The organism is Candidatus Pelagibacter sp. Uisw_094 (genome assembly GCF_047729535.1).
Lineage (GTDB): Bacteria > Pseudomonadota > Alphaproteobacteria > Pelagibacterales > Pelagibacteraceae > Pelagibacter.
The window spans coordinates 351,638-371,680 of record NZ_CP159823.1 but is presented as its reverse complement, the minus strand read 5'-3'; the positions used below and the strand labels follow the sequence as shown (position 1 = coordinate 371,680).

The 20,043-nt window shown below is 31.4% G+C and carries 24 protein-coding genes; 9 read left to right on the top strand and 15 right to left on the bottom strand.

All coding sequences use genetic code 11. The features are described 5' to 3' along the window. Nucleotides 1-2: 2 nt before the first annotated feature. From ABXT72_RS01955 to ABXT72_RS01910, 10 genes are read right to left on the bottom strand one after another with little or no spacing between them, the layout of a single operon-like run. On the bottom strand, nt 3-1,175 hold the full coding sequence (locus ABXT72_RS01955; protein ID WP_415278701.1) for an iron-containing alcohol dehydrogenase: 1,173 nt from the start codon (nt 1,173-1,175) through the stop codon (nt 3-5). Nucleotides 1,176-1,181: 6 nt separating this feature from the next. Beyond that, the gene (locus ABXT72_RS01950) at nt 1,182-3,248 is read right to left on the bottom strand and encodes a sodium:solute symporter family protein (RefSeq protein ID WP_415278699.1); all 2,067 of its coding nucleotides are present in this window, start codon (nt 3,246-3,248) and stop codon (nt 1,182-1,184) included. A gap of 4 nt (nt 3,249-3,252) precedes the next feature. Next, a complete protein-coding gene (locus tag ABXT72_RS01945; protein WP_415278697.1) occupies nt 3,253-3,531 on the bottom strand; it encodes a cupin domain-containing protein in 279 nt (92 codons plus the stop codon). A 22-nt stretch (nt 3,532-3,553) separates the two neighbouring features. Beyond that, nucleotides 3,554-3,922: a hypothetical protein gene (locus ABXT72_RS01940; protein WP_415278696.1), complete on the bottom strand. Its 369-nt coding sequence runs from the start codon at nt 3,920-3,922 to the stop codon at nt 3,554-3,556. Continuing rightward, entirely contained in the window at nt 3,922-6,279 is a 2,358-nt protein-coding gene (locus ABXT72_RS01935) for a N,N-dimethylformamidase beta subunit family domain-containing protein (RefSeq protein WP_415278695.1), read from the bottom strand. The genes ABXT72_RS01940 and ABXT72_RS01935 overlap by 1 nt, the downstream gene beginning before the upstream one ends. Nucleotides 6,280-6,303: 24 nt before the next feature. After that, nucleotides 6,304-6,714 carry an inner-membrane translocator gene (locus ABXT72_RS01930; RefSeq protein WP_415278694.1) on the bottom strand — a complete coding sequence of 137 codons (411 nt, stop codon included), beginning with the start codon at nt 6,712-6,714 and terminating at the stop codon, nt 6,304-6,306. Continuing rightward, nucleotides 6,711-7,565: an alpha/beta fold hydrolase gene (locus ABXT72_RS01925; RefSeq protein ID WP_415278693.1), complete on the bottom strand. Its 855-nt coding sequence runs from the start codon at nt 7,563-7,565 to the stop codon at nt 6,711-6,713. The genes ABXT72_RS01930 and ABXT72_RS01925 overlap by 4 nt, the downstream gene beginning before the upstream one ends. A gap of 33 nt (nt 7,566-7,598) precedes the next feature. After that, entirely contained in the window at nt 7,599-7,988 is a 390-nt protein-coding gene (locus ABXT72_RS01920) for a hypothetical protein (RefSeq protein ID WP_415278692.1), read from the bottom strand. A gap of 17 nt (nt 7,989-8,005) precedes the next feature. Beyond that, a complete protein-coding gene (locus ABXT72_RS01915) occupies nt 8,006-9,985 on the bottom strand; it encodes a flotillin domain-containing protein (protein ID WP_415278691.1) in 1,980 nt (659 codons plus the stop codon). Between the two features lie 13 nt (nt 9,986-9,998). Continuing rightward, nucleotides 9,999-10,703: a bacteriorhodopsin gene (locus ABXT72_RS01910; RefSeq protein ID WP_415278690.1), complete on the bottom strand. Its 705-nt coding sequence runs from the start codon at nt 10,701-10,703 to the stop codon at nt 9,999-10,001. 257 nt (nt 10,704-10,960) lie between these two features. Between ABXT72_RS01910 and parA the strand changes: the two genes are divergently transcribed. The 6 genes from parA to ABXT72_RS01880 are packed head-to-tail and all read left to right on the top strand — an operon-like array spanning nt 10,961 to nt 14,272. Further along, the gene (parA, locus tag ABXT72_RS01905) at nt 10,961-11,599 is read left to right on the top strand and encodes a ParA family partition ATPase (protein ID WP_415278689.1); all 639 of its coding nucleotides are present in this window, start codon (nt 10,961-10,963) and stop codon (nt 11,597-11,599) included. A 1-nt stretch (nt 11,600) separates the two neighbouring features. After that, nucleotides 11,601-12,068 (top strand): thioesterase family protein, encoded by a 468-nt coding sequence (locus tag ABXT72_RS01900; RefSeq protein WP_415278687.1) that lies wholly within the window; start codon nt 11,601-11,603, stop codon nt 12,066-12,068. Then, on the top strand, nt 12,065-12,334 hold the full coding sequence (locus ABXT72_RS01895) for a molybdopterin biosynthesis protein MoeD (protein WP_415278686.1): 270 nt from the start codon (nt 12,065-12,067) through the stop codon (nt 12,332-12,334). Before ABXT72_RS01900 ends, ABXT72_RS01895 begins: the two co-directional genes overlap by 4 nt. Then, on the top strand, nt 12,334-12,786 hold the full coding sequence (locus ABXT72_RS01890) for a molybdopterin synthase catalytic subunit (RefSeq protein ID WP_415278684.1): 453 nt from the start codon (nt 12,334-12,336) through the stop codon (nt 12,784-12,786). The genes ABXT72_RS01895 and ABXT72_RS01890 overlap by 1 nt, the downstream gene beginning before the upstream one ends. Continuing rightward, entirely contained in the window at nt 12,773-13,678 is a 906-nt protein-coding gene (gene msrP / locus ABXT72_RS01885; RefSeq protein WP_415278683.1) for a protein-methionine-sulfoxide reductase catalytic subunit MsrP, read from the top strand. Before ABXT72_RS01890 ends, msrP begins: the two co-directional genes overlap by 14 nt. Before the next feature lie 24 nt (nt 13,679-13,702). Beyond that, a complete protein-coding gene (locus ABXT72_RS01880) occupies nt 13,703-14,272 on the top strand; it encodes a sulfite oxidase heme-binding subunit YedZ (RefSeq protein ID WP_415278682.1) in 570 nt (189 codons plus the stop codon). Here the strand turns inward: ABXT72_RS01880 and ABXT72_RS01875 are convergent. Both ABXT72_RS01875 and adh read right to left on the bottom strand, forming a co-directional pair. Further along, nucleotides 14,269-14,616, bottom strand: a complete 348-nt coding sequence (locus ABXT72_RS01875) for a DUF779 domain-containing protein (protein ID WP_415278681.1) — start codon at nt 14,614-14,616, stop codon at nt 14,269-14,271. The two genes, ABXT72_RS01880 and ABXT72_RS01875, sit on opposite strands and share 4 nt — an antisense overlap. 46 nt (nt 14,617-14,662) lie before the next feature. After that, nucleotides 14,663-16,213 carry an aldehyde dehydrogenase gene (gene adh / locus ABXT72_RS01870; RefSeq protein ID WP_415279153.1) on the bottom strand — a complete coding sequence of 517 codons (1,551 nt, stop codon included), beginning with the start codon at nt 16,211-16,213 and terminating at the stop codon, nt 14,663-14,665. Nucleotides 16,214-16,525: 312 nt separating this feature from the next. Here adh and ABXT72_RS01865 point away from each other — a divergent pair, with 312 nt between their 5' ends. After that, a complete protein-coding gene (locus tag ABXT72_RS01865; protein WP_415278679.1) occupies nt 16,526-16,771 on the top strand; it encodes a DUF1244 domain-containing protein in 246 nt (81 codons plus the stop codon). Here ABXT72_RS01865 and ABXT72_RS01860 read toward each other — a convergent pair whose 3' ends face one another. After that, nucleotides 16,772-17,272 carry a molybdenum cofactor synthesis domain-containing protein gene (locus tag ABXT72_RS01860; RefSeq protein WP_415278677.1) on the bottom strand — a complete coding sequence of 167 codons (501 nt, stop codon included), beginning with the start codon at nt 17,270-17,272 and terminating at the stop codon, nt 16,772-16,774. Nucleotides 17,273-17,290: 18 nt separating this feature from the next. Between ABXT72_RS01860 and ABXT72_RS01855 the strand changes: the two genes are divergently transcribed. Both ABXT72_RS01855 and ABXT72_RS01850 read left to right on the top strand, forming a co-directional pair. Then, entirely contained in the window at nt 17,291-18,037 is a 747-nt protein-coding gene (locus ABXT72_RS01855) for a sulfite exporter TauE/SafE family protein (protein ID WP_415278676.1), read from the top strand. A gap of 29 nt (nt 18,038-18,066) precedes the next feature. Next, nucleotides 18,067-18,657: a 2OG-Fe(II) oxygenase family protein gene (locus ABXT72_RS01850; RefSeq protein ID WP_415278675.1), complete on the top strand. Its 591-nt coding sequence runs from the start codon at nt 18,067-18,069 to the stop codon at nt 18,655-18,657. A 17-nt stretch (nt 18,658-18,674) separates the two neighbouring features. Here the strand turns inward: ABXT72_RS01850 and ABXT72_RS01845 are convergent, their stop codons facing one another. Next, on the bottom strand, nt 18,675-19,562 hold the full coding sequence (locus ABXT72_RS01845; protein WP_415278674.1) for a DMT family transporter: 888 nt from the start codon (nt 19,560-19,562) through the stop codon (nt 18,675-18,677). Next, nucleotides 19,559-20,038, bottom strand: coding sequence for a YbaK/EbsC family protein (locus tag ABXT72_RS01840; RefSeq protein ID WP_415278673.1), 480 nt, complete (start codon nt 20,036-20,038; stop codon nt 19,559-19,561). Before ABXT72_RS01840 ends, ABXT72_RS01845 begins: the two co-directional genes overlap by 4 nt. Between the last annotated feature and the right edge of the window lie 5 nt (nt 20,039-20,043).

Below are 20,043 nucleotides of genomic sequence, written 5' to 3'. Positions count from 1 at the left end.
TCCTACCAGGCAGCCTCATAAATGTTAAGTGCATCACTCTCTGTCATCTCTCGTGGATTATTAACTAATAGACGAGTTTGCTTCATTGCATCAGAAGCCATTTTTTTACATGCATCTTTTGGGATGTTTACCTCTCTTAACTTTTGAGGTAGTCCAATTTTTTTTGACAAAACTTCTAGTTTATCAATAAATTCTTTACATATTGCTTGACTACCTTGATCTGTGTTAATGTCTGGAAAGATAAATGGTGCTAGCTCAGCATAATTTTTGGTTGTTTTACTATCAACACTATTAAATCTTAAAACATATGGAAGGACTAATGAGTTTGATAATCCATGTGATACATGAAAAGTTCCTCCAATAGGATAAGCAAGAGCATGAACTGCTGCTACAGGTGAGTTTGCAAATGCCTTTCCAGCTAACATTGCTCCAATTAACATATTGCCTCTAGCCTCTATATCAGATCCATCAAATACTGCTCTTTCAATTGAACAAGCTAAAAGTTTTAGCGCCTCTACGGCTAACATTTTTGAAATTGGATTATTATTTTTGTTTGCTGACGTATAACCCTCTATTGCATGAACCATTGCATCTATACCTGTTGCTGCAGTTGTGTGGGCTGGTAGTCCAATAGTTAAGTCTGGGTCTAAAATTGCAATATCAGGTAAGATTATTGCTGATGAAACACCTTTTTTTTCCTCTTCACCAACGGTAATAATAGATATGGGAGTCACTTCTGAACCAGTTCCAGCAGTTGTTGGCACCAAAACTAATGGTAATCTTGGCCCTTTTGCATTCGATACACCCCAAACATCTTCAATATTCTCATTTGAACCTAAAATTAAAGCAGATAACTTAGCTACATCCATTGAAGATCCACCACCGAATCCTATAACACCAGTAGCATTAATCTTTTTTCCAACTTCAATAGAGTTCAAAAGTGTTTTAATCGAAGGATCAGCTTCAACATCTTGAAATATTTCTACAATAGATGAATACTTTCTTAATTCATTTAGGGATGGTTCTGTTAATTTTAATGACATCAAATCTTTGTCAGTAATAAATAAAATATTTGGTCCTAATTTTTTAGAAACTTCTTCAGCACAAAGTTTGGACATGCCACTACCAAATCTAATTCCTGAAGTGGTGTTAAATATAAAATTATCTAAACTCATAAAAACCTAAGTATAATAAATATAAAAGATTATTGAAAATATAGCCATACCAATTAATATTAAGATCCAACCATAACCAGTTCCTAAATTATCTAGGTAATTTTTTTCTCCTGAAACTTCATCTGGGTGTTTATGAAGGTCTCCAGGCTGTATAGCCTTGTTTGGTAAAGTTGATAAATCCATTTTATTTGCTAGAAACCAAATTAAACCAATTCCAAAGAACCACCATATTAATTGGTACCCCCACAATGAAGGTATTTTTAAGATCCAAAATTCATATCCTGCATCTGGTGCTCCAAAAAAATTATTCCCAAGTACTTGTCCAGGACCCACACCAAAGAATAACCAGATTAAAGATAAAACATACGCAAATGATCTTAATTTTGCTCTACTAGGGTGAATCCCCATATGCTCATCTAAAAAATCATGAAATTTTTCACGATGTTTTCTATCTGGATCTATTTTTGTTAATGATGAAAAAGCTGATACTGAAAAACAAACAAACACATTAAATAATAAACCCCATACACCAGAATGAATGGTGAAAGGCCATCTTCCCCAGGGCAATCTATTTCCTGAAATTTGTTGACCAATAGTTTCTGTTAAAATAACAATAATTATTCCAATTATTATACCAGATATAGCAGCACCTCTTGTTATCCAGGGAAACCAAACAAGACCAAGTAAAACAATCAAAAACTGAAATGCTATAGCAATTGAAATTCCACTAAATATAATCATTGCCGGTTTTGCAAATGTTGCTAAATAAAGTGATGCTAAAAATATTAACAACATTATTATACGAGCTGCACCTAGCTCCTTTTCCCAGCTTATATTTTTGTTAAGGTAAGCTTTATATAAATCTCTTGTAGCAATACTCCCTGATGTCATTAAAAGAACAGCTGCAGTGGACTGAAGTGCTGCAACCAATCCTACAGCTAATAAACCTGTTAACCAAAGAGCGTATTTGTCCATTAAACCTATAATATGATAAATAATTACTGAATGATCTTTGCTGGAAATTTCTGGTAGTAGTTTATTTATAGAAAGACCATTACTATTTATTTCAGCATTTGCTCCTAATAAGTTAGCACCAATTCCTTGAAAAGTTGCAAATATAAACAATAACAGACCAACAATAACGGCTGATCCCCATATTTGATAATAAGAAAAAGCTTTTGGATGTTTAGCTGTATAGCTCAACATTGAAAATGATGGAGAAAAAACTATTCCCATAAAAGAAATTGTAAAAGTAAAAATCATCATCGCTGTCCAAGGGCCTCCAACTGATCCATTTTTTCCTAATCCTGCAACCCACTGTATAACTCCAGGCAAAGCAAAATAACTGTTATAGTCACCTCCTCCATAACCATTGGTATTTCCCCAAAAACTAATTTTTGTACTTGCTACTTTTGCTAAAGATTTACCAAAAGTTTCAAAATCACCTATAAAAGAATAAGTGATTAACCCTAAAATTATTACTGTTAAAAAATAAAGCCAAGATTGAACCACTCCTACACTAAAAATAGATTTAAAACCTCCTCTTGTAACATAGAATAAAATAATGGTAGAAATTACCCACATTCCCAATTCTCTAGAAACATATCCTTCTGTTAATGTGCTTACAAGATATCCTGTGGCTCCAAACAAAACTGCCAACAAAGGTATTGCGAAAAAAAAAGTTACTAAAACTGAAATAATACGAATTGCGTCACTCTTATAATAATCATAATACATTTCACCAGGAGTGATGTATCCAAATTTTCTACTTAACATCCATTGTCGTTTAAAAAAAAATAAACTTCCTAAAGGGACTGTTATTGCAATAAATGCTGTTCCAACATATTGAAAGCCATCATGAAAAACAAGGCTAGCTTGAGAAATTATAGTAAGACCTGCGAACGTTGCTGCTGTTGCTGCAAAGAAAAATACCCAGGAAGAAATGTTCCTATTAGCTAAATAATAATTTTCTGGATTCTCAGAATTATGTTTTGAACCTCTTACACCCCAAAAAAAACAAAATGATGCATATAATAATATAAAAATAAATAACCAAAGAGATTTTTCAGACATAATTTTATTCTTTTAATTCAACCTCAATAAATGAATATGGAAAATTATTATTGTTAAAGACATTATGCTCTACTCCTTTTTCTCTATAATAAGAACCACCTTTGGTGAGTTTTGAAATTGTTTCATTTTTCTTATTATCTATTATTTTTAATTCTCCATCAAGCATGGGAATCACTATGTAGTTATATTTATGAGTATGGTGACCTGTGCTATCACCTATGTTAAATGACCACTCTGTCACTATAGTTTTGTCATTTTCTATAAGGACTTTAGATTGAGCCATATCTTGAATTCTTTTAAGTTATTTAGGTACAACGTCTTGGTGCTGTCTCACCTCTTTCTTTTTTAATTTTTTCTGCAGCCTTTTGTGCTTCTTCAATTGAGGTAAAAACTTTGTCTTCGTATAAAATAAATGGTTTAGCTCTATCTGCATTTAATTGAGCAACACACCACTCTTTCCCTGGCTTCGTGCACATCACCATATAGGCACCTGGAATTGGTCCATATTTTTTATTATTAAGAACAAAAAGACATTCAGCTAGATCACTAATTTTATCTTTATCTAAATCATTTAGAGCTACTTTTTCTAATTTATTTAAAGCTGTTGTGTTATCAGAACCAAGTATAGCCTTACCATCTGTTCCTTTTGGCCTATTAATTAATTGCTCTTTCATTATGGTAGTGGCCCCTCTTTTAAAAATCCACGAATAGCATTTTCTAAAATTTTTGAAACATTATTATTATAATCGTTATGAGATAAGCTTCCACACCATGAAAGTGATCCTGGAGCAAACAATGCGCCATCTTTAGGTGTTTTGTAATAGATCATATCAGCTCTAACCATTGGATTTTCTGTACCACCACCATGATAACCTCTTACAGAAAAATGAATTTCTTCATTTACTTGTAGCATTAAGTTGGTGTGGTTTTCAGATCTTGCTAGTAAGAAAGCATTATGAGGTGTACCAAATTCTAGATCATATCTATCTAATTCTACACCAGCAGCTCCTCCACCTACTAAACCAAAATCTCCAATAACTTCATTTTCTCCTACACCGTCAAAAATCCAAGAGCATTCTGGTTTTTTACTATCTGGTTCTCTTTTGTAATATGAAGAAACATCAAATCCATAAGCAGTAAAAGTTAATCCACAAACTTTACTTGGTATTCTTCCTCTCGCACGCCACATTCCACCAAATTTACCATCAAATGCATTATTGTATTCACCCGGGTTTGCAGTCCATGCTCTTGTACCTGCTTCTCCTTTTCTCACTTCAATAATATTTAAATTATCTGGATGATACTCACTAATCCAGTAAAAACCATCTGCACCTAAATAGATCCATCTACCACCATTTAGTTGATATGATTCATAAGCTGCTAACATTTTTTCTGAACTGTATTCAGGATGTGATCCAGTTAATACAACTTGATAACGATTTAACAAATCAACTCCCTCAACATGTAAATCCTCATCTGTCATAACATCAAAATCTATATTCTTTTCCTCAAGCCAATCAGTCAAATGAAGATCTGCATTTAATTGCCATAAAGAAGGTGATAACCAATGTCTATATTTAGGCCTCATGTTAAGTATTGGTCTAAGTCTAGATGAATAACAAACTCCACTTCCATCAGAATGTAAAGAGTAAGTTGATAAACCATACTCCCTATGTTCGTTTAGATATAAATCTGCAGCAGACATAACAGGAACTTTACCAGCTAATAACTCAGCAACTACAGAGTTTGTTGCTAAATTATCATTTGAATATGCAATATAGCTATTTGAGGGAAGTACAAATAAAACTTTTGAAGTTGTTTTACCTTTTGGTGGTTTTATTACAAAAGGAATAAAATCTTCAGTTTCTGGTGAATCCTCTCCATCAATTCTTAGTCTAGCAGCATAAATTCCACTTTTAATAATATCTGGAACCTCAAAAGTAAAATCAACTTCCCATCTAGCATCATCAATATCGTCGTCATGAAAATGTATAGCTCCATATTCATCTGGTTTATGATGAAAAACCATTTCATCAGCCGTCCAATTATATCCAGTCATTCCTCTCACTGGTAAATTTACAATAAATCCATTTAAGTGATTTGAAGTAGTGTCAATAATATATGTAGATGCAATATTTTTTGTTATATTTGCATGGAAATCCCAAGCTCCAATAACTTCAGATCTAAGTTCTGCTGAACACCCACTGTAGCCCCTAGCTAAAGATTCAATTTCTGATTTTGATAAAGCTTTTTTACTTAATCTTGGTCGGTCAATTTTTCCATTATAGATAAATCCTTGCTCAGGTAGTTCAATAGGTGACAAAGCTTCTTTATAATGAGCTCCATATATATGTCTTCCAGAGTGATCATTAACAGTAGATGCGGCCATTAAAAAAGGAGCATCATTAGCTTTTGGTTTTAAATTATTTGTAGCCTCAACAAATGCCGTTGTTTCATCAGCTGGATGTAATAACGACATTCCTAGTCCAGCATTTGTAGGAGTAACACATGGTTCTTGATAAAGTTTTATCTTACCAGTCTCAGCATCATAACTTACAGCTACGAGATACCATACTTTTCTCATTAATTTTTTTTCACTAGACAAATTCATAACTTGCCCCTCACCATCTCCTATCATTACGGATAAACAAGAATTATCATCAATGAAAAGTCCGTAGCCACTATTGGTTTTCTCATTCCATTTTGTTAAAATTCCTTGTTTTCCTTTATCTGGTGTTGTTGGAAATATATAAGCTTGTAAGGTAAAACTTTTAACATTTAGACGATCATCTTGAGGAATAATCACATAAGAGCCACCATGAACTTTTTGATTTCTACCTTGATATGACTTGTTACAAACTGCTCCTATTTCTTCTTCTTTATATCCAGGACCTTCTGGATTTGTATCTCCATGAATTAATCTTACTATCTGAACATCATAATTTTCTTTTTTTTCTGAATTAACATAAAATTTAATTTTTTCACCTGGAAAGGCTTGGTACTTGTCACTATATCCTGTAATTCTTAACATATTAAACCCTTCTCTAAATATTAATTATTCTGCGTACTTATCTAAAAGTGCTACAATTCTTTTCAAGAAAATTGCATGCTCACAAGCTTCTTCTGATGAAAAAGATTCTTCTAGAATTTCAACTGGTTGTCCTCTAACTCCACTAGCAATTCCAATTCTGTAATCTTCATGAGGTCTTTTACATACAGTAAGCAATTTACCAGCCATTGGTTGTCTTCTTAATTTATCTAAAACTCTTATTAAATCCTTACTATGCTCTACTTTTTCCTGACCATTTTGAGGAGCTCTACCAACCGGACAAGCTCTGTGTTCTTCTATTAGTCTATTTCTAGTTTTTTCATCTCTTAATAAAGGTAGAACATATTTTTTAGTATTAAAATCATCTACACTCGAGTGAGCCTGGTTTAGTTGTGTTCCAGTTTTTTCTTTAATCATTTATTTGTTCTTTCATTAATAATTTTTAAAGCTTCTATTAAATAAATTCTAAACAATTCATGGTTTTCACTCATGGGAAAGTGCCCAATATCTGGCATTTCAATATAAACTCCACCTTTTATTTGTCTTGCTGTGTTTTCTGACGCTTCAGGAGGTGTTAAATAATCATAAGTTCCTGTCATCATAATTACTGGGCACTTATGACCATCAATATTTTTTAACTCATTTCTTAAATCATGGTCTACTGAATAGAAATGCAAATCTCCTTTAAAAGCTTCTGCACCTTGAGTGTAATAATGCCATGTTAACCATCTATCTTTTTCTGGAGATTGAGGTGCCATTAAATCCCATGTACCACTTCCACAAACTTGTGCCGCGTTGGCATGAGGATGTCTCCACCAGTCTAGATAATACCCTGGAGAATGGTCTGCTGCCTCTACTGGAATTACTGCCCTAAACTTATTTGGATGACGTAAAGCTAATTGAAGAGCTACATTTCCTCCAAAAGATGATCCCATAAATATCGGGTCTTTTAAATCAAGTGCTTCACAAAGTTTAACTATAAAGTTACAAAAATGATCTGCAGTTAACTTATAATCTTCTTTCCAAAATTCTTTATTATGAGGTGGGTCAGATTTTCCGTGTCTTGGTAAATCATAAGCTATTACATTATAATTTTTAATAATTTCCTCATCCTCGAGCAAACCTCTCCATTGATGATTATGACAACCAGCAGTATGTTGGCAAATTAATGGTATTCCTTTTCCATTTTGAAGATAGAAGACTTTATATTCACAATCATCAACTTCGATTGTAACGTATCTTCCAACAACGTCATGATGCTTTACCATTTAATATTTCCTCTCAATTCAAAAAGTTTCATCTTAAACTGGTACTCCTGATTTTCTAAGTAACTCAAATTGAACCGTAAAATTTCTCAAATTTTGCATTAATATTAAATGATTTCCTTCAATTTTTAGATCTTTTCTAAAGCTTGCTGACCATATTCCGTGATACATGGGCTTTGGCATTGGTTGACTAAACTCTTTCCAAGTATTTGCAGATGCTCTAAGAGCAAAATCATATGGGTCTAAAGGTCCAGGATTAGTATTGATGTGTTTTACTTTACCGTCGTGCATTTCTATAATGACTTTTGCTTTTTCCATATCAAACATAAAAGAGCATGAATAATATTTTGCCATAGCTGCAATAGTTGCATCACTATTGGTAAGATCCTCATATTTTTTTGCCCAATTATCTAAATCACTACTCATATTATTTATTTATTCTTTTATTTAGGATCTTTAGTTTCCTTGGTTGGGTCTTTATCAAAATTCATGTGGAAATCTTTTTTAGGATTTTCATAATCTCCAAGAATATTTCTGATATTGCTGACTTCTCCTGGAGCCATTCCTATTTCTTTAAGTAAGCCATCTAAAAATGGTTGGTGAGCTCTATAGCGTAATGCAGAGCTAACAACATTATCTGCTAAATTTCCACTTCTTGCTCCATCTTTGGTACCAACACTTTCTCCAGTACCACCTCCACCAGAGCCTTCTGAAGTTCCACTAAAGCCAGGTAAACCATTAACATCAATAATTTTTATGTCATTAATGTTTGCCATCGGTTTAACACTTTCTCTAATAATAGACTCAATTTTATCAGCAAGCTTTAAACGTAACGCACTTCTTCTACTTGCATCACTTCTAATATTTTCAGCAGCATTTAAAGATTCTTTACCAGCAGCATCTATTTCATATCTTAGTTTGGCTGCCATAGTAGAATGTCTTTCTTGCTCAGCTTTTGAGGCAGCTGTAATAACATCAACCTTTTTAATACCTTGTGCTTTTTCAACATATCTTGCTGAGTTAGCTCTCTCTTCTGCTTCAATTGCTTTACCTCTTGAATTCTCTTCTTCAGCTTTAGATTTTAAAACTTGTTTAGATTTATTAATTATCTCAAGATTTTTTTGATGTTCTTCGATAGACAATCTCTTAACTTTTTCTATATCAAGAAGTCTAACTACTCTTTCTGATTCTATTTTATGTGAGTCAATATTTTTTTGCTGTTCAATTTTAGCATTTTTAATTTGTTGTTCTGAAATAATTTGTGACTCTTCAGAATCTCTTTGTCTTTCTGATTGCTCTTTTATTATTGTTGCTTTTTCTTGAGCACGTTTTATATCAACATTTCTTTGTTTTTCTAATCGAGCATATTCACTCTCTTTATCTAATTCTAAGATCTTAACTTCTATCTCTAGATCTTTTTGTCTAATTTCAAAAGCAGAGTTTTTTTCTAATTCATTTTGTTCTTTTCGACGTTTTTCAATTTCTTCAACAAGTCGTGTTTCAGTTAATTTTTTCTCAACTTCGATAACTTGATTCTGAGATATTTTAGCAACTTCAATTTGTTCTTGATTGCTTATTTCAGCTTCTTCAGCTTCTCTTTCTTTTTCAGCTTTTTCTTTTATTGTTGCTGTTCTCTCAGTAGCTTTTTGAATAGCAATCTCTCTTTCTTGTTGGTATTTAGAAAACTCCTCATTTTTCTTAATTTCTAGTTCTTTTTGAATTGTTTCTAAGTTTTTATTTTCAATTGATATTTTTGTATCTTGGGTAATATCATTTCTTTTTTTCTTTCTAGATTCTATTTGTTCTGTTAATTGAGTTAAACCTTGTGAATCAAATGTATTAGCTGGATTAAATGTTTCAATTGGTGCTTGATCTAAAGAAATCATAGAAACTGTTTCAAGTGCTAAACCTGTGTGACCTATTGATTCATTTGCAATTTTTGCAACTTCTTTTACAAATTGACCACGATTTTCTTGTATCTCGTCCAAAGTCATCTTTGCTGCAACCTCTCCAAGTGCATCTGCAAAACGACCTGCTACCACTTCTTTTAAGTGTTCTGGATCTAGCGTTCTATTACCTAAAGTTTGTGCAGCAGTTGAGACAGCTTTCTCTTCTGGTGGCACTTTAGTAAAAAATTCTGTAACTAGTTCTGCTCTCATTCTATCTTTTGTAATCAGAGATTTCTCTCCTGATCTCTCAATACTTAAGCTCAAGGTACGCATTCCTACTTGGGTAATATTATGAATTATAGGTAAGACGAAAGCACCTCCAGAAATAACAACTTTTTCGCCAAGCATACCTGTACGTACAAATGAAACTTCTTTTGAAGATCTTCTATATAGCCAGTGTAATAAATAAACTATGATTGCTATTCCAAGTGCAACAAGAATTATTGCTGCTATTATGTCTGCTCCTTTAGTCATATATTATTCCTCCTTAATTCTTATTACCTTTTTTAGTATCCTCTAATGCTGCACTATAAATTATCATTCCAAATATAATTTTATTCAAAACATCAGCTAAATTGTATATTATGTTTAAACTGTTAATATTTGCACCACCTGCTAAATGCTCAATAAAGTACCCAATATGGTAAATAGAAAAACCTATCGTTATTATTAGTCTATTTGCAAAAAATGCCATTTGAACGCTTTCATTATTGCAGGATGCATTAGTTCTACCGGCATCACCCATATAAAGCTCTCCTATAATATAAAGCCATCCAACAATACCCACAAGGAACCCTAGAGTTACACTCATGTAACCATACGCTCCTAAAAGTTGTGCAATAACCCAAATCAATGTTCCAACAAGCAATCTCCAGAACATCCCACGCTTCACATCTGTTACAGACCTAAGCATCACATAGAAAGTGAGTATCGAAAGAGGAAATGTTAGTATCCAATCAATATATCTGAGTGCTGTAGGTGCTTGACCATTCATCACCCATAAATTCTTTGCATAAAAGTAGTGTATAGAAGACATCAGAGCTATAACTCCAATGAGATTCATTACAGTGCCCCATTTAGATGATAGCCGACCACTTTCACGGAAGAAAAATATCGCTGCACCTATCATTGCAACAGATATTAACCAAAAAGAACCTCCAACGACGTCTTGTGGCATTAATAGTTTGTTCATTAACTCAAATCTCTCTCTCTATCTATATTAAACGTTCTATTGTCGCACAAATCAATTAAATAATGTTGATTATAAATATATATATAATTTAGAAGTGTTTAAATTCTGATTTTTAAAAAAAATATTTAAATAAATTAACAGAGAATAGATTCAATCATTACTAGAATATTACAACTAATCTCTTTTCAATTACTCTTTACTTATAAGGTAGATTCTATTTTGCTGAATATTATCGAAGTATATTATATTACTTTAAAATGCTTTCAAAAGTCATAACTATCGCTCAACAAAAAGGAGGTACTGGAAAAACCACTCTTTCAGTACATTTGGCTCTAGCATTTATTAAATATCATAACTTAAAAGTAGCCATTATTGATACAGATCCTCAAGGAAGTTTGGGTAAATGGTTTATGATAAGAACAGAAAAAAAAGTGTCTAACGAAGGTTTAACTTTTAAAACTGCAAGTTTATGGGGAGCCCAATACGAGTCTAAAACATTAAAAGCAGACCATGATATAGTAATTATAGATACTCCTCCAAAAATAGAGTCAGATGCACGACCCTCAATAGAAGCTGCTGATTTAGTTTTAATACCAATGGCTGCTTCACATGTTGATTTTTGGGCAACAGGTGCAATTGCAGATATTGCAAAACAAGCAAATAAAAAGATTTTAATACAAATTAATAGATCCAACCAAAGATCAAAGCTTATAGATAAAACAAATGATTTTATAAAAAGTTTGGACTTATCATCAACTAAGACAATAATTGGGAACCGTCAAATTTACACTTCTTCTATGGGTGAAGGAAAAACGGCTGTTGAAAAACAAAAAAAAGGGAGTGCTGTGGAAGAAATTAAAAACTTATCAGAGCAAATACTCTCAGAAATAGAATAAAATGCCAGTCCTGCTCACTACAAAAATGATAATGAAGGAGTGGACTGATTATAACAACCATATGAATTTAGCTTATTATATTTTGGTATTTGATATGGGTGCTGAAAAAATTTTATCAAAATTTCAAATGGGTGAACATTCTGCTAAAACATTAAAAAGAAGCACAATGGTTGTGGAAACAAGTACCACTTATCAAAAAGAAATCAAAGAGGGTGAAGAAGTAGATATTTGTTTAATTCATTTAGACCATGATAGTAAAAGACTGCATTATAAATTAGAAATGTATAACAAGACTGATAATATTTTGTCTGCTACTACTGAAGTTTTAGCACTCTACATAAACCTAGATAAAAGAAAAGTTTCAGAATTTGAAAATGAAAAAATTAAGATAATAGATAATTATATTAAAGAAAACAAAAGCAACTTCAATACTGATGGTTTAAAACTATCAAATAAACTAAAAAAATGAAAATTAAACTTGAACTATTTGGTGCAAGTAGAGACTTTAGTAATAATGATTACTTAGAATTCAATATAAAAGAGCAGCTTGAAATTAAAGATTTTAGGAAAGAAATAATTAATTATTTAGATAAAAACTTTAAGGGTAATGAGAGTTTTATTAAAATTGTAAAAAATTCTGTTTTTTGCTCAGAAAATAATAATATTATCAATGATGACTTTAAAATTATAAAAGATCAAAAAATTGGGATTATACCTCCAATAGGTGGTGGTTGATGCTACATACAAAAATTATAGATATTAAAGAAGATAAAATAAAAACCTCTGTTGCAGAAACTTTTATAAAATCTTCCTCATATGGTGCATCAATTATTTTTAACGGAACAGTTAGAGATATTAATGAAAATAAAGAAGTTGTTGGTATGACTTATGACAGTCATGATGAATTGGTATTAAAAAGTTTTGAGGAGATTTATAAAGAAACCACTGAAAAGCTAAAAATTTTAGATAAAGCTGTATTTATTGAACATATTAAAGGTTATGTGGGTCTTGGCGAAACTAGTATTATTATTGCAGTTGCCTGTAAACATAGAGATGAAGCCTATGAACTATCTAGATATATTATTGAAGAAATTAAAAAAAGATCACCTATATGGAAAAAAGAACATTATAAAAATGAACAAAGCGAGTGGTTAAAAGGTAATCCTATTAAATATGAAAAAATATAAATATTCAGAAATAACACCTGAACAAATATACAATAAAAGAAGAAAGTTTATTAAATCTATTGGCTTAGGCGTAGGTTCAATATCCTTAAGTACCATACCATTTTTAAACAATGCTTATTCACAAAATAAAAATGAACTAACTTCATATGAGGATATAACAAGATACAACAATTATTATGAGTTTGGGACTGGAAAAGGTGATCCTTTCAAAAATTCACAAGAATTTGTTACTAAACCTTGGAGTGTTACTATTGAAGGTGAAGTAGACAATCCAATTACACTTTCAGCTGAAGAAATAATTTCTTTATTTCCTTCTGAAGAAAGAATTTACAAACTTAGGTGTGTTGAGGGTTGGTCCATGGTTATTCCTTGGATGGGATTTTCTCTAAGTAAATTACTTAATAAAGTATCTATTAAAAATACTGCTAAATTTGTTGAATTTGAAAGTATTTATGACCCTGAACAGATGAAAGGTCAAAGATATCCAGTTTTAAATTGGCCATACAGAGAAGGATTAAGAATTGATGAGGCTATGCATCCTATAACAACAGTTGTTACTGGCCTTTATGGAAAGGCATTGCCCAATCAGAATGGAGCTCCATTAAGAATTTTTGTTCCTTGGAAATATGGTTTTAAAAGTGCAAAAGCAATTGTTAAAATAAAATTAGTTGAAAAAATGCCTACATCATCTTGGATGAAATCGTCCCCAAGAGAATATGGGTTTTACTCAAATGTTAATCCAAACGTTTCACATCCAAGATGGTCACAAGCAACGGAACGTGTCATAGGTGAGGGTATTTTATCTCCTAGAATTGAAACTGAAATGTTTAATGGGTACGGTGATGAAGTTGCAAATTTATATTCAGGTATGAATTTAAAGAAAAACTTTTAAGTAATTAAACTTTTTTTATAAAATATGCATAAATATATAAAAGTACCAATTTTCTTTTTATCTTTACTGCCAATATTAATTATTTTTTATCAAATTATCTTTAACCAGTTAGGTCCTGAACCTGTAAAAGAAATTACACATGTAACTGGTAATTGGACTCTTCGTTTTATTATAATAACTCTTGCAATGACTCCTCTACAAAAATTTACTAGATTAAATTTTTGGATTAGCTATAGGAGAATGTTTGGCTTGTTTGTCTTTTTTTATGCATCAGCGCATATGATGACATATGTGGGAATAGATTATCGCTTTGATTGGTCTAGTATTAGTGATGATATTGTTAAAAAAAAATTTATATTTGCTGGATTTTTAGCTTGGCTTTTATTGGTGCCACTTGCTCTTACTTCATCTAAACGAATGATAAGGTTGTTAAGAGATAAATGGAAAAAACTACACAAACTTATTTATATAATTTCTTTATTAGGAATTACTCACTACTTGTGGTTAGTCAAAGTAGTTACGGCAGAGCCTTTAATTTATCTTATTATTATAGTAATTTTACTTACGCTAAGAATTAGAATGAGATTTAATTAATTAGATTGACTTTTTTCAGGTACACAAATTTCTGACCTTGTTAGAAATCTTCTTCCAGTACCATTATCTAGAGAGAACATTCCACCCATTCCTTTAATACAATCAATGATTAAATCTGTATTTTTCCAAGCTGTGTGCTGAGTTTCACTTATGTAGAAAGGGATACCTCCAATTTTTCCAACTAATACATCGTCATCACTTATTAAAAATTCTTTAACAGGATAACACATTGGAGCACTACCATCACAACAACCACCTGATTGATGAAATAAAAGCTCTTCACCATGATCTTTCTTTAAATCTTCAATTAATTCTAATGCTAAATTTGTTGCTGATACTTTCATAGTTTTATATGGCCCGTATATTTTACGGGCCAGAATAATATATCTGTTAAAAGAAACCTAATTTTTTCTCACTATAAGACACGTGTAAGTTCTTCACTTGTCTATAATGATTAAGCATCATTTTATGAGTTTCTCTGCCGATTCCAGATTGTTTGTAACCTCCAAAAGCAGCATGAGCTGGATAAGCATGGTAACAGTTTGTCCAAACTCTTCCTGCCTGGATTCCTCTTCCCATTCTATAAGCAACATTCCCATTTCTAGTCCAAACACCAGCACCTAAACCATAAAGAGTGTCATTAGCAATTTCTAATGCATGAGCTTCATCTTTAAATTTAGTAACTGATACAACAGGACCAAAAATTTCCTCTTGGAATATTCTCATAGAGTTATCACCTTCAAAAATAGTAGGTTGGATATAATTTCCTTTTTCCAATCCACTGTTTAAGTTGGCAACTTCACCTCCACATAGAACTTTAGCACCCTCTTTCTTCCCTAAGTCTAGGTAAGATTTTATTTTTTCCATTTGCTCCAATGATACTTGAGCACCGATCATGGTTTCCATTTTTAAGGGGTTATCTTGGACGATGGCTTTTGTTCTAGCAATTGCTCTTTCCATAAATTTATCATAGATAGATTCTTGAACTAATACTCTACTAGGACAAGTACAAACTTCACCCTGATTGAGAGCAAACATTGTGAAACCTTCAAGACATTTATCAAAGAAGTCATCATCTTGATCCATGACATCTTCAAAGAAAACATTTGGAGATTTTCCACCTAATTCTAAAGTTATTGGAATTAAGTTTTGCGCCGCGTACTGCATGATCAAACGTCCAGTTGTAGTCTCACCTGTAAAAGCAATCTTTCTAATTCTTTTAGATGACGCTAAAGGTTTTCCTGCTTCCAAACCAAATCCGCTTACAACATTAAGAACTCCAGGAGGTAATAGGTCTCCAATCAATTCCATTAAAAGCAAGATAGATGCTGGTGTTTGTTCGGCTGGTTTTAAGATTACACAATTTCCTGCAGCCAAAGCTGGTGCAAGTTTCCATGTTGCCATTAATAATGGGAAGTTCCAGGGTATAATTTGTGCAACCACACCAAGTGGTTCAGGGATATGGTAAGAATATTCACTATTACTTATTTCTGAAACCAACCCCTCTTCTGCTCTAATAACTCCAGCAAAATATCTCCAATGGTCAACAACTAATGGTAAGTCAGCTGCCATACATTCTCTAATGGGCTTTCCATTGTCTAAACATTCAGCAGTTGCTAACAACTCTAAGTTTTTCTCAATAACATCAGCTATCTTAAGTAAAATATTTGATCTTTCTGTTATTGATGTAACACCCCAAGTAGGAAAAGCTGCGTGTGCCGCATCAAGTGCTGCCTCAACATCTTGTGCATCAGATCTTGGAACGGAACATATAACTTCATTATTGATTGGGCTTACATTATCAAAATATTTTCCTGATTTTGGTTTAACGAATTTACCACCTATAAAATTTCCATATTGTTCTTTAAATGGAAATTTGACTTTTAAGTGAGACGTATCTAGTAACGGAGATCGTCCACCTTTTACTGTTTCTGTACTCATTTTTATCCTCTCTCTCTTATTAATATTCTTAAGCTTATTTTTTTTTATTGGCTTAAGTAACTTCTTTTTAGTCACACCTTTTTTCTTCTTAACTTTTTTAATATTTTTAGGTAATCGCTTAACCAAGTTTTTCTTAATTTTTTTTTTGGCCTTACGTTTAGATTTTTTGGCTGTTTTTTTCTTTTTAATAGCCATTTCTTAACTAAACAAAAATTGATATTAATATCCATTAATTATATTATTAATTTTCTACTTAAGATTGAATACAGCCTACATCTTGTGCTTAATTAAAATGTGTCTAATAATTTGACTATGAATGAAAATACAAAAAAAGAATTGCAATCTGCTACTTTCGAAAGGCTTCTTAAGCATTTAGATGAAAGAAAAGATGTTCAAAATATAGATATCATGAACCTTGCTGGTTTTTGTAGAAACTGTTTATCAAAATGGTATTGCGAAGAAGCAGACAAAAAAGGTATTGAAATTTCAGATTTAGATGCACGAGAACATGTCTATGGAATGCCTTATCCAGAGTGGAAAGAAAAATATCAAAAATAATTATTTTTCCTTAAGTCTTGGAAATAGTTCTACAAAATTACAAGGTTTGTGATTTATATCTAACTGATGTTTTAAAATTCCATCCCAAGCATCAGTAACACCACCTGAAGATCCTGGTAGAGCAAACACATACTTACCATTAGCTAGCACAGCACAAGCTCTAGATTGAATAGCAGAAGTGCCAACTGTCTTTAAACTAATTGTTCTAAAAACTTCTCCAAAACCTGGGATATGCTTATCAGCAATTTCATTCACTGCCTCCGGTGTGATATCTCGACCTGTAAGCCCTGTTCCACCAGTTGTAATTACAACATCTATTTTAGATTGATTAATCCAATCTTTAAGGATTATAATAATGTCTTCTTTGTTATCTTTGCAAATTTTTCTATCTATTAATTTATGTTTAGCCTCCTCTATTTTTTTTACTAAGATCGCACCTGACTTATCATTCTCAAAAGTTCTAGTGTCTGTAACTGTTAAAAGTGCTATATTTACAATCATAAATTTAAAATAATTATTATGATTATATTATCATTTTTATTTCTTCTAACAGCAACTTTATATTCAAGTGTTGGATTTGGCGGTGGCTCTACCTATCTAGCTCTTCTATTAATTTGGGATGTTCCTTACTTGATCTTCCCTGTAATTGCCCTCTTTTGTAATATTATTGTCGTATCAGGAAATTGTATTAACTATATTAAAGCTGGGAATATCAATCTTAAGATACTTACCCCATACTTAATATCATCTGTTCCACTTGCATTCATAGGTGGATCTTTATCGATAGATAAAGAGGTTTTTGAAATTTTACTTTTTGTTGTTTTGGCACTAGCAGGAGCTCTACTTCTCATAAAATTTCAATCTTTTGATCAAAAAATTGAAGTTTATAAAAAGATACCAATAATATTATCACTATTAATTGGTGCATCTATTGGATTTGTGTCTGGTATAGTTGGAATTGGTGGTGGTATTTTTTTAAGCCCTATATTGTTATTAATTAGAGTGGACAAAGCAAAAAATATTGCAACAGCAGCATCATTATTTATACTAATTAATTCTTTATCAGGACTTGCTGGTCAATTTACAAAAACATCAACGATAAATGGGATTTATGATTATTGGCCATTATTTCTATTTGTTTTATTAGGCGGTCAATTAGGAAACTTTTTGAATCTTAAGATTTTTCCTGCAAGAATATTAGCTCTGGTAACATCGGCACTTGTCATATTTGTCGCTATTCGAATGGGACTGAAGTTGTTTGCATAAAACAAGTATTAAATTATTATAGATAAAATATGAAAACATTTAGAGCTTTTGGACCAACTATAGGAAAAAGTAAGTTATCTAAAAAAATTATTACTATATTAAATAATCACATTGATAAGTCTCAATTATCTAAAGAAAATGATTATAGCTCTAAACTGGCAAGTCAAATTAAAAATGAAATCAGGATACCTAAAACATTAGTTAATAAAAGTTTGTCTAAAGAGTTAATAAATAATATCAAAATTTATCTTGATAAGTCTGATGTAAAAAAAATTAAAGAAATTAGAATAATTAATCTATGGGTAGTTAGGCAATTAAAAAATGAATATAATCCTATTCATTATCATGAGGGACAATTGTCAGGAGTTGGCTATCTTAAAATCCCAAAAAATATGAATCAAAATAAACTTGTTAAAAATAAAAAGTTTAAAACTAATGGAACTATTGATTTTATTAATGGGCAAACACACTTTTTGAGTAAAAGTATCTATAATTTAAACCCTAAATTAGGGGATCTATTGATTTTTCCAAATTATTTGATGCATACTGCATACCCATTTAACGTAGATGGTGAGAGAAGATCTTTTTCTTTTAACGCTAAAATATTATTTAAGAAGTAATTTACTAATCACTAAACCTAAATAGTCTTTTTATTTCCTGCTTTTTTTACAAAATAAAGACCAACTAAAACCGCTAACAATGAAGTTAAAACTTTATCAGTAATTAACTCATCTAAAAATATATAACTTAATATAATTCCAAAAATAGGTATTAAATAAGAAACTTGAGACTGAAATATTAGTCCATTGTTCTTTAAAATTCTAAATCTAAGAAGCCATGCTAAACCTGTTGATACTAAACCAAGATAAACTACAGAAATACTTGACACTATTGAGGGTGTAGTTTCCCAAGGTTTTTCTATAAAAGAAACTAAGGGTATCAAAATTATTATAGCCCAGATTAATATTGAGCCTGTTACATTCTCATTTTTTTTATCACTGATTTTAAGAGTTAAAACTCCACCTATGACATAACAAGTTGACCCAAGTAAAATCATTAATGCAGAGAAAAAATTATTATCATTAATTAAAAAATTGTCTGAAAATAAATAAACTATTCCTGAAAAACCAATTAATATTCCAAAAGTTTTAATAAAATCAAATTTTTCATTTTTAGTAAAAAAATGTCCTAATACAGTTGAGCTTAATGGTGTAGTTGACATTAATATTGCTGCTAAATTACTTTGAACCGATTTTACACCGTAGGCAATTAAAAAAAATGGTAGTACTAAATTTACAAATCCAATTATAGCAAACCAATACCAATCTTTTGAAAAAGCTTCTATTTTAATTTTTTTATAAAAACATAATAATAGTACTGGAATTGATCCAAAAAAAACTCTTAAGAAAGCAATTGTAATAGGACCAAAGGATTCTGTTGCAATTTTTATATTAAAAAAAGCTGAAGCCCATATTAAAGATAAAATTACTAATAAAGTATAGTCAATTAATTTAGGCTGTCTCATTCAATTATATCTTCAACTTTTCCATTTGTAATTTTTTGAATATTTTTAAAATTAATCTTAAAAACGCAGTTTGGATGTCCCGCTGCAGCAAACAGTTCATTAAACCTTTCTAAAGATTTATCTATAAAAATTTCTAGCTTGTTTAAATGACCTACTGGTGAAACACCACCTATTGTATAACCAGTTTGAGTTTTAACTTCTTCTGGAGAAGCCATAGAAATATCTTTTATATTCTTAATTTTTTTTAATTTATTTAATGAGCATCTCTTGTCACCTGCCACTAAACACAAGGTAAAATTATCCCCAGTTTTAAATAATAAGCTCTTAACAATTGCACCAACATCACAATCTAAAGCTATTGCAGCATCTTTTGCTGTTCTGGCTGAATTATTAAGTACGATAACTTCCAAAGATTGGTCAAAACCTTTGAGAAATTTTTCCACTCTTTTAACTGGTTCTTTGTCTAATAAGCTCATATTTC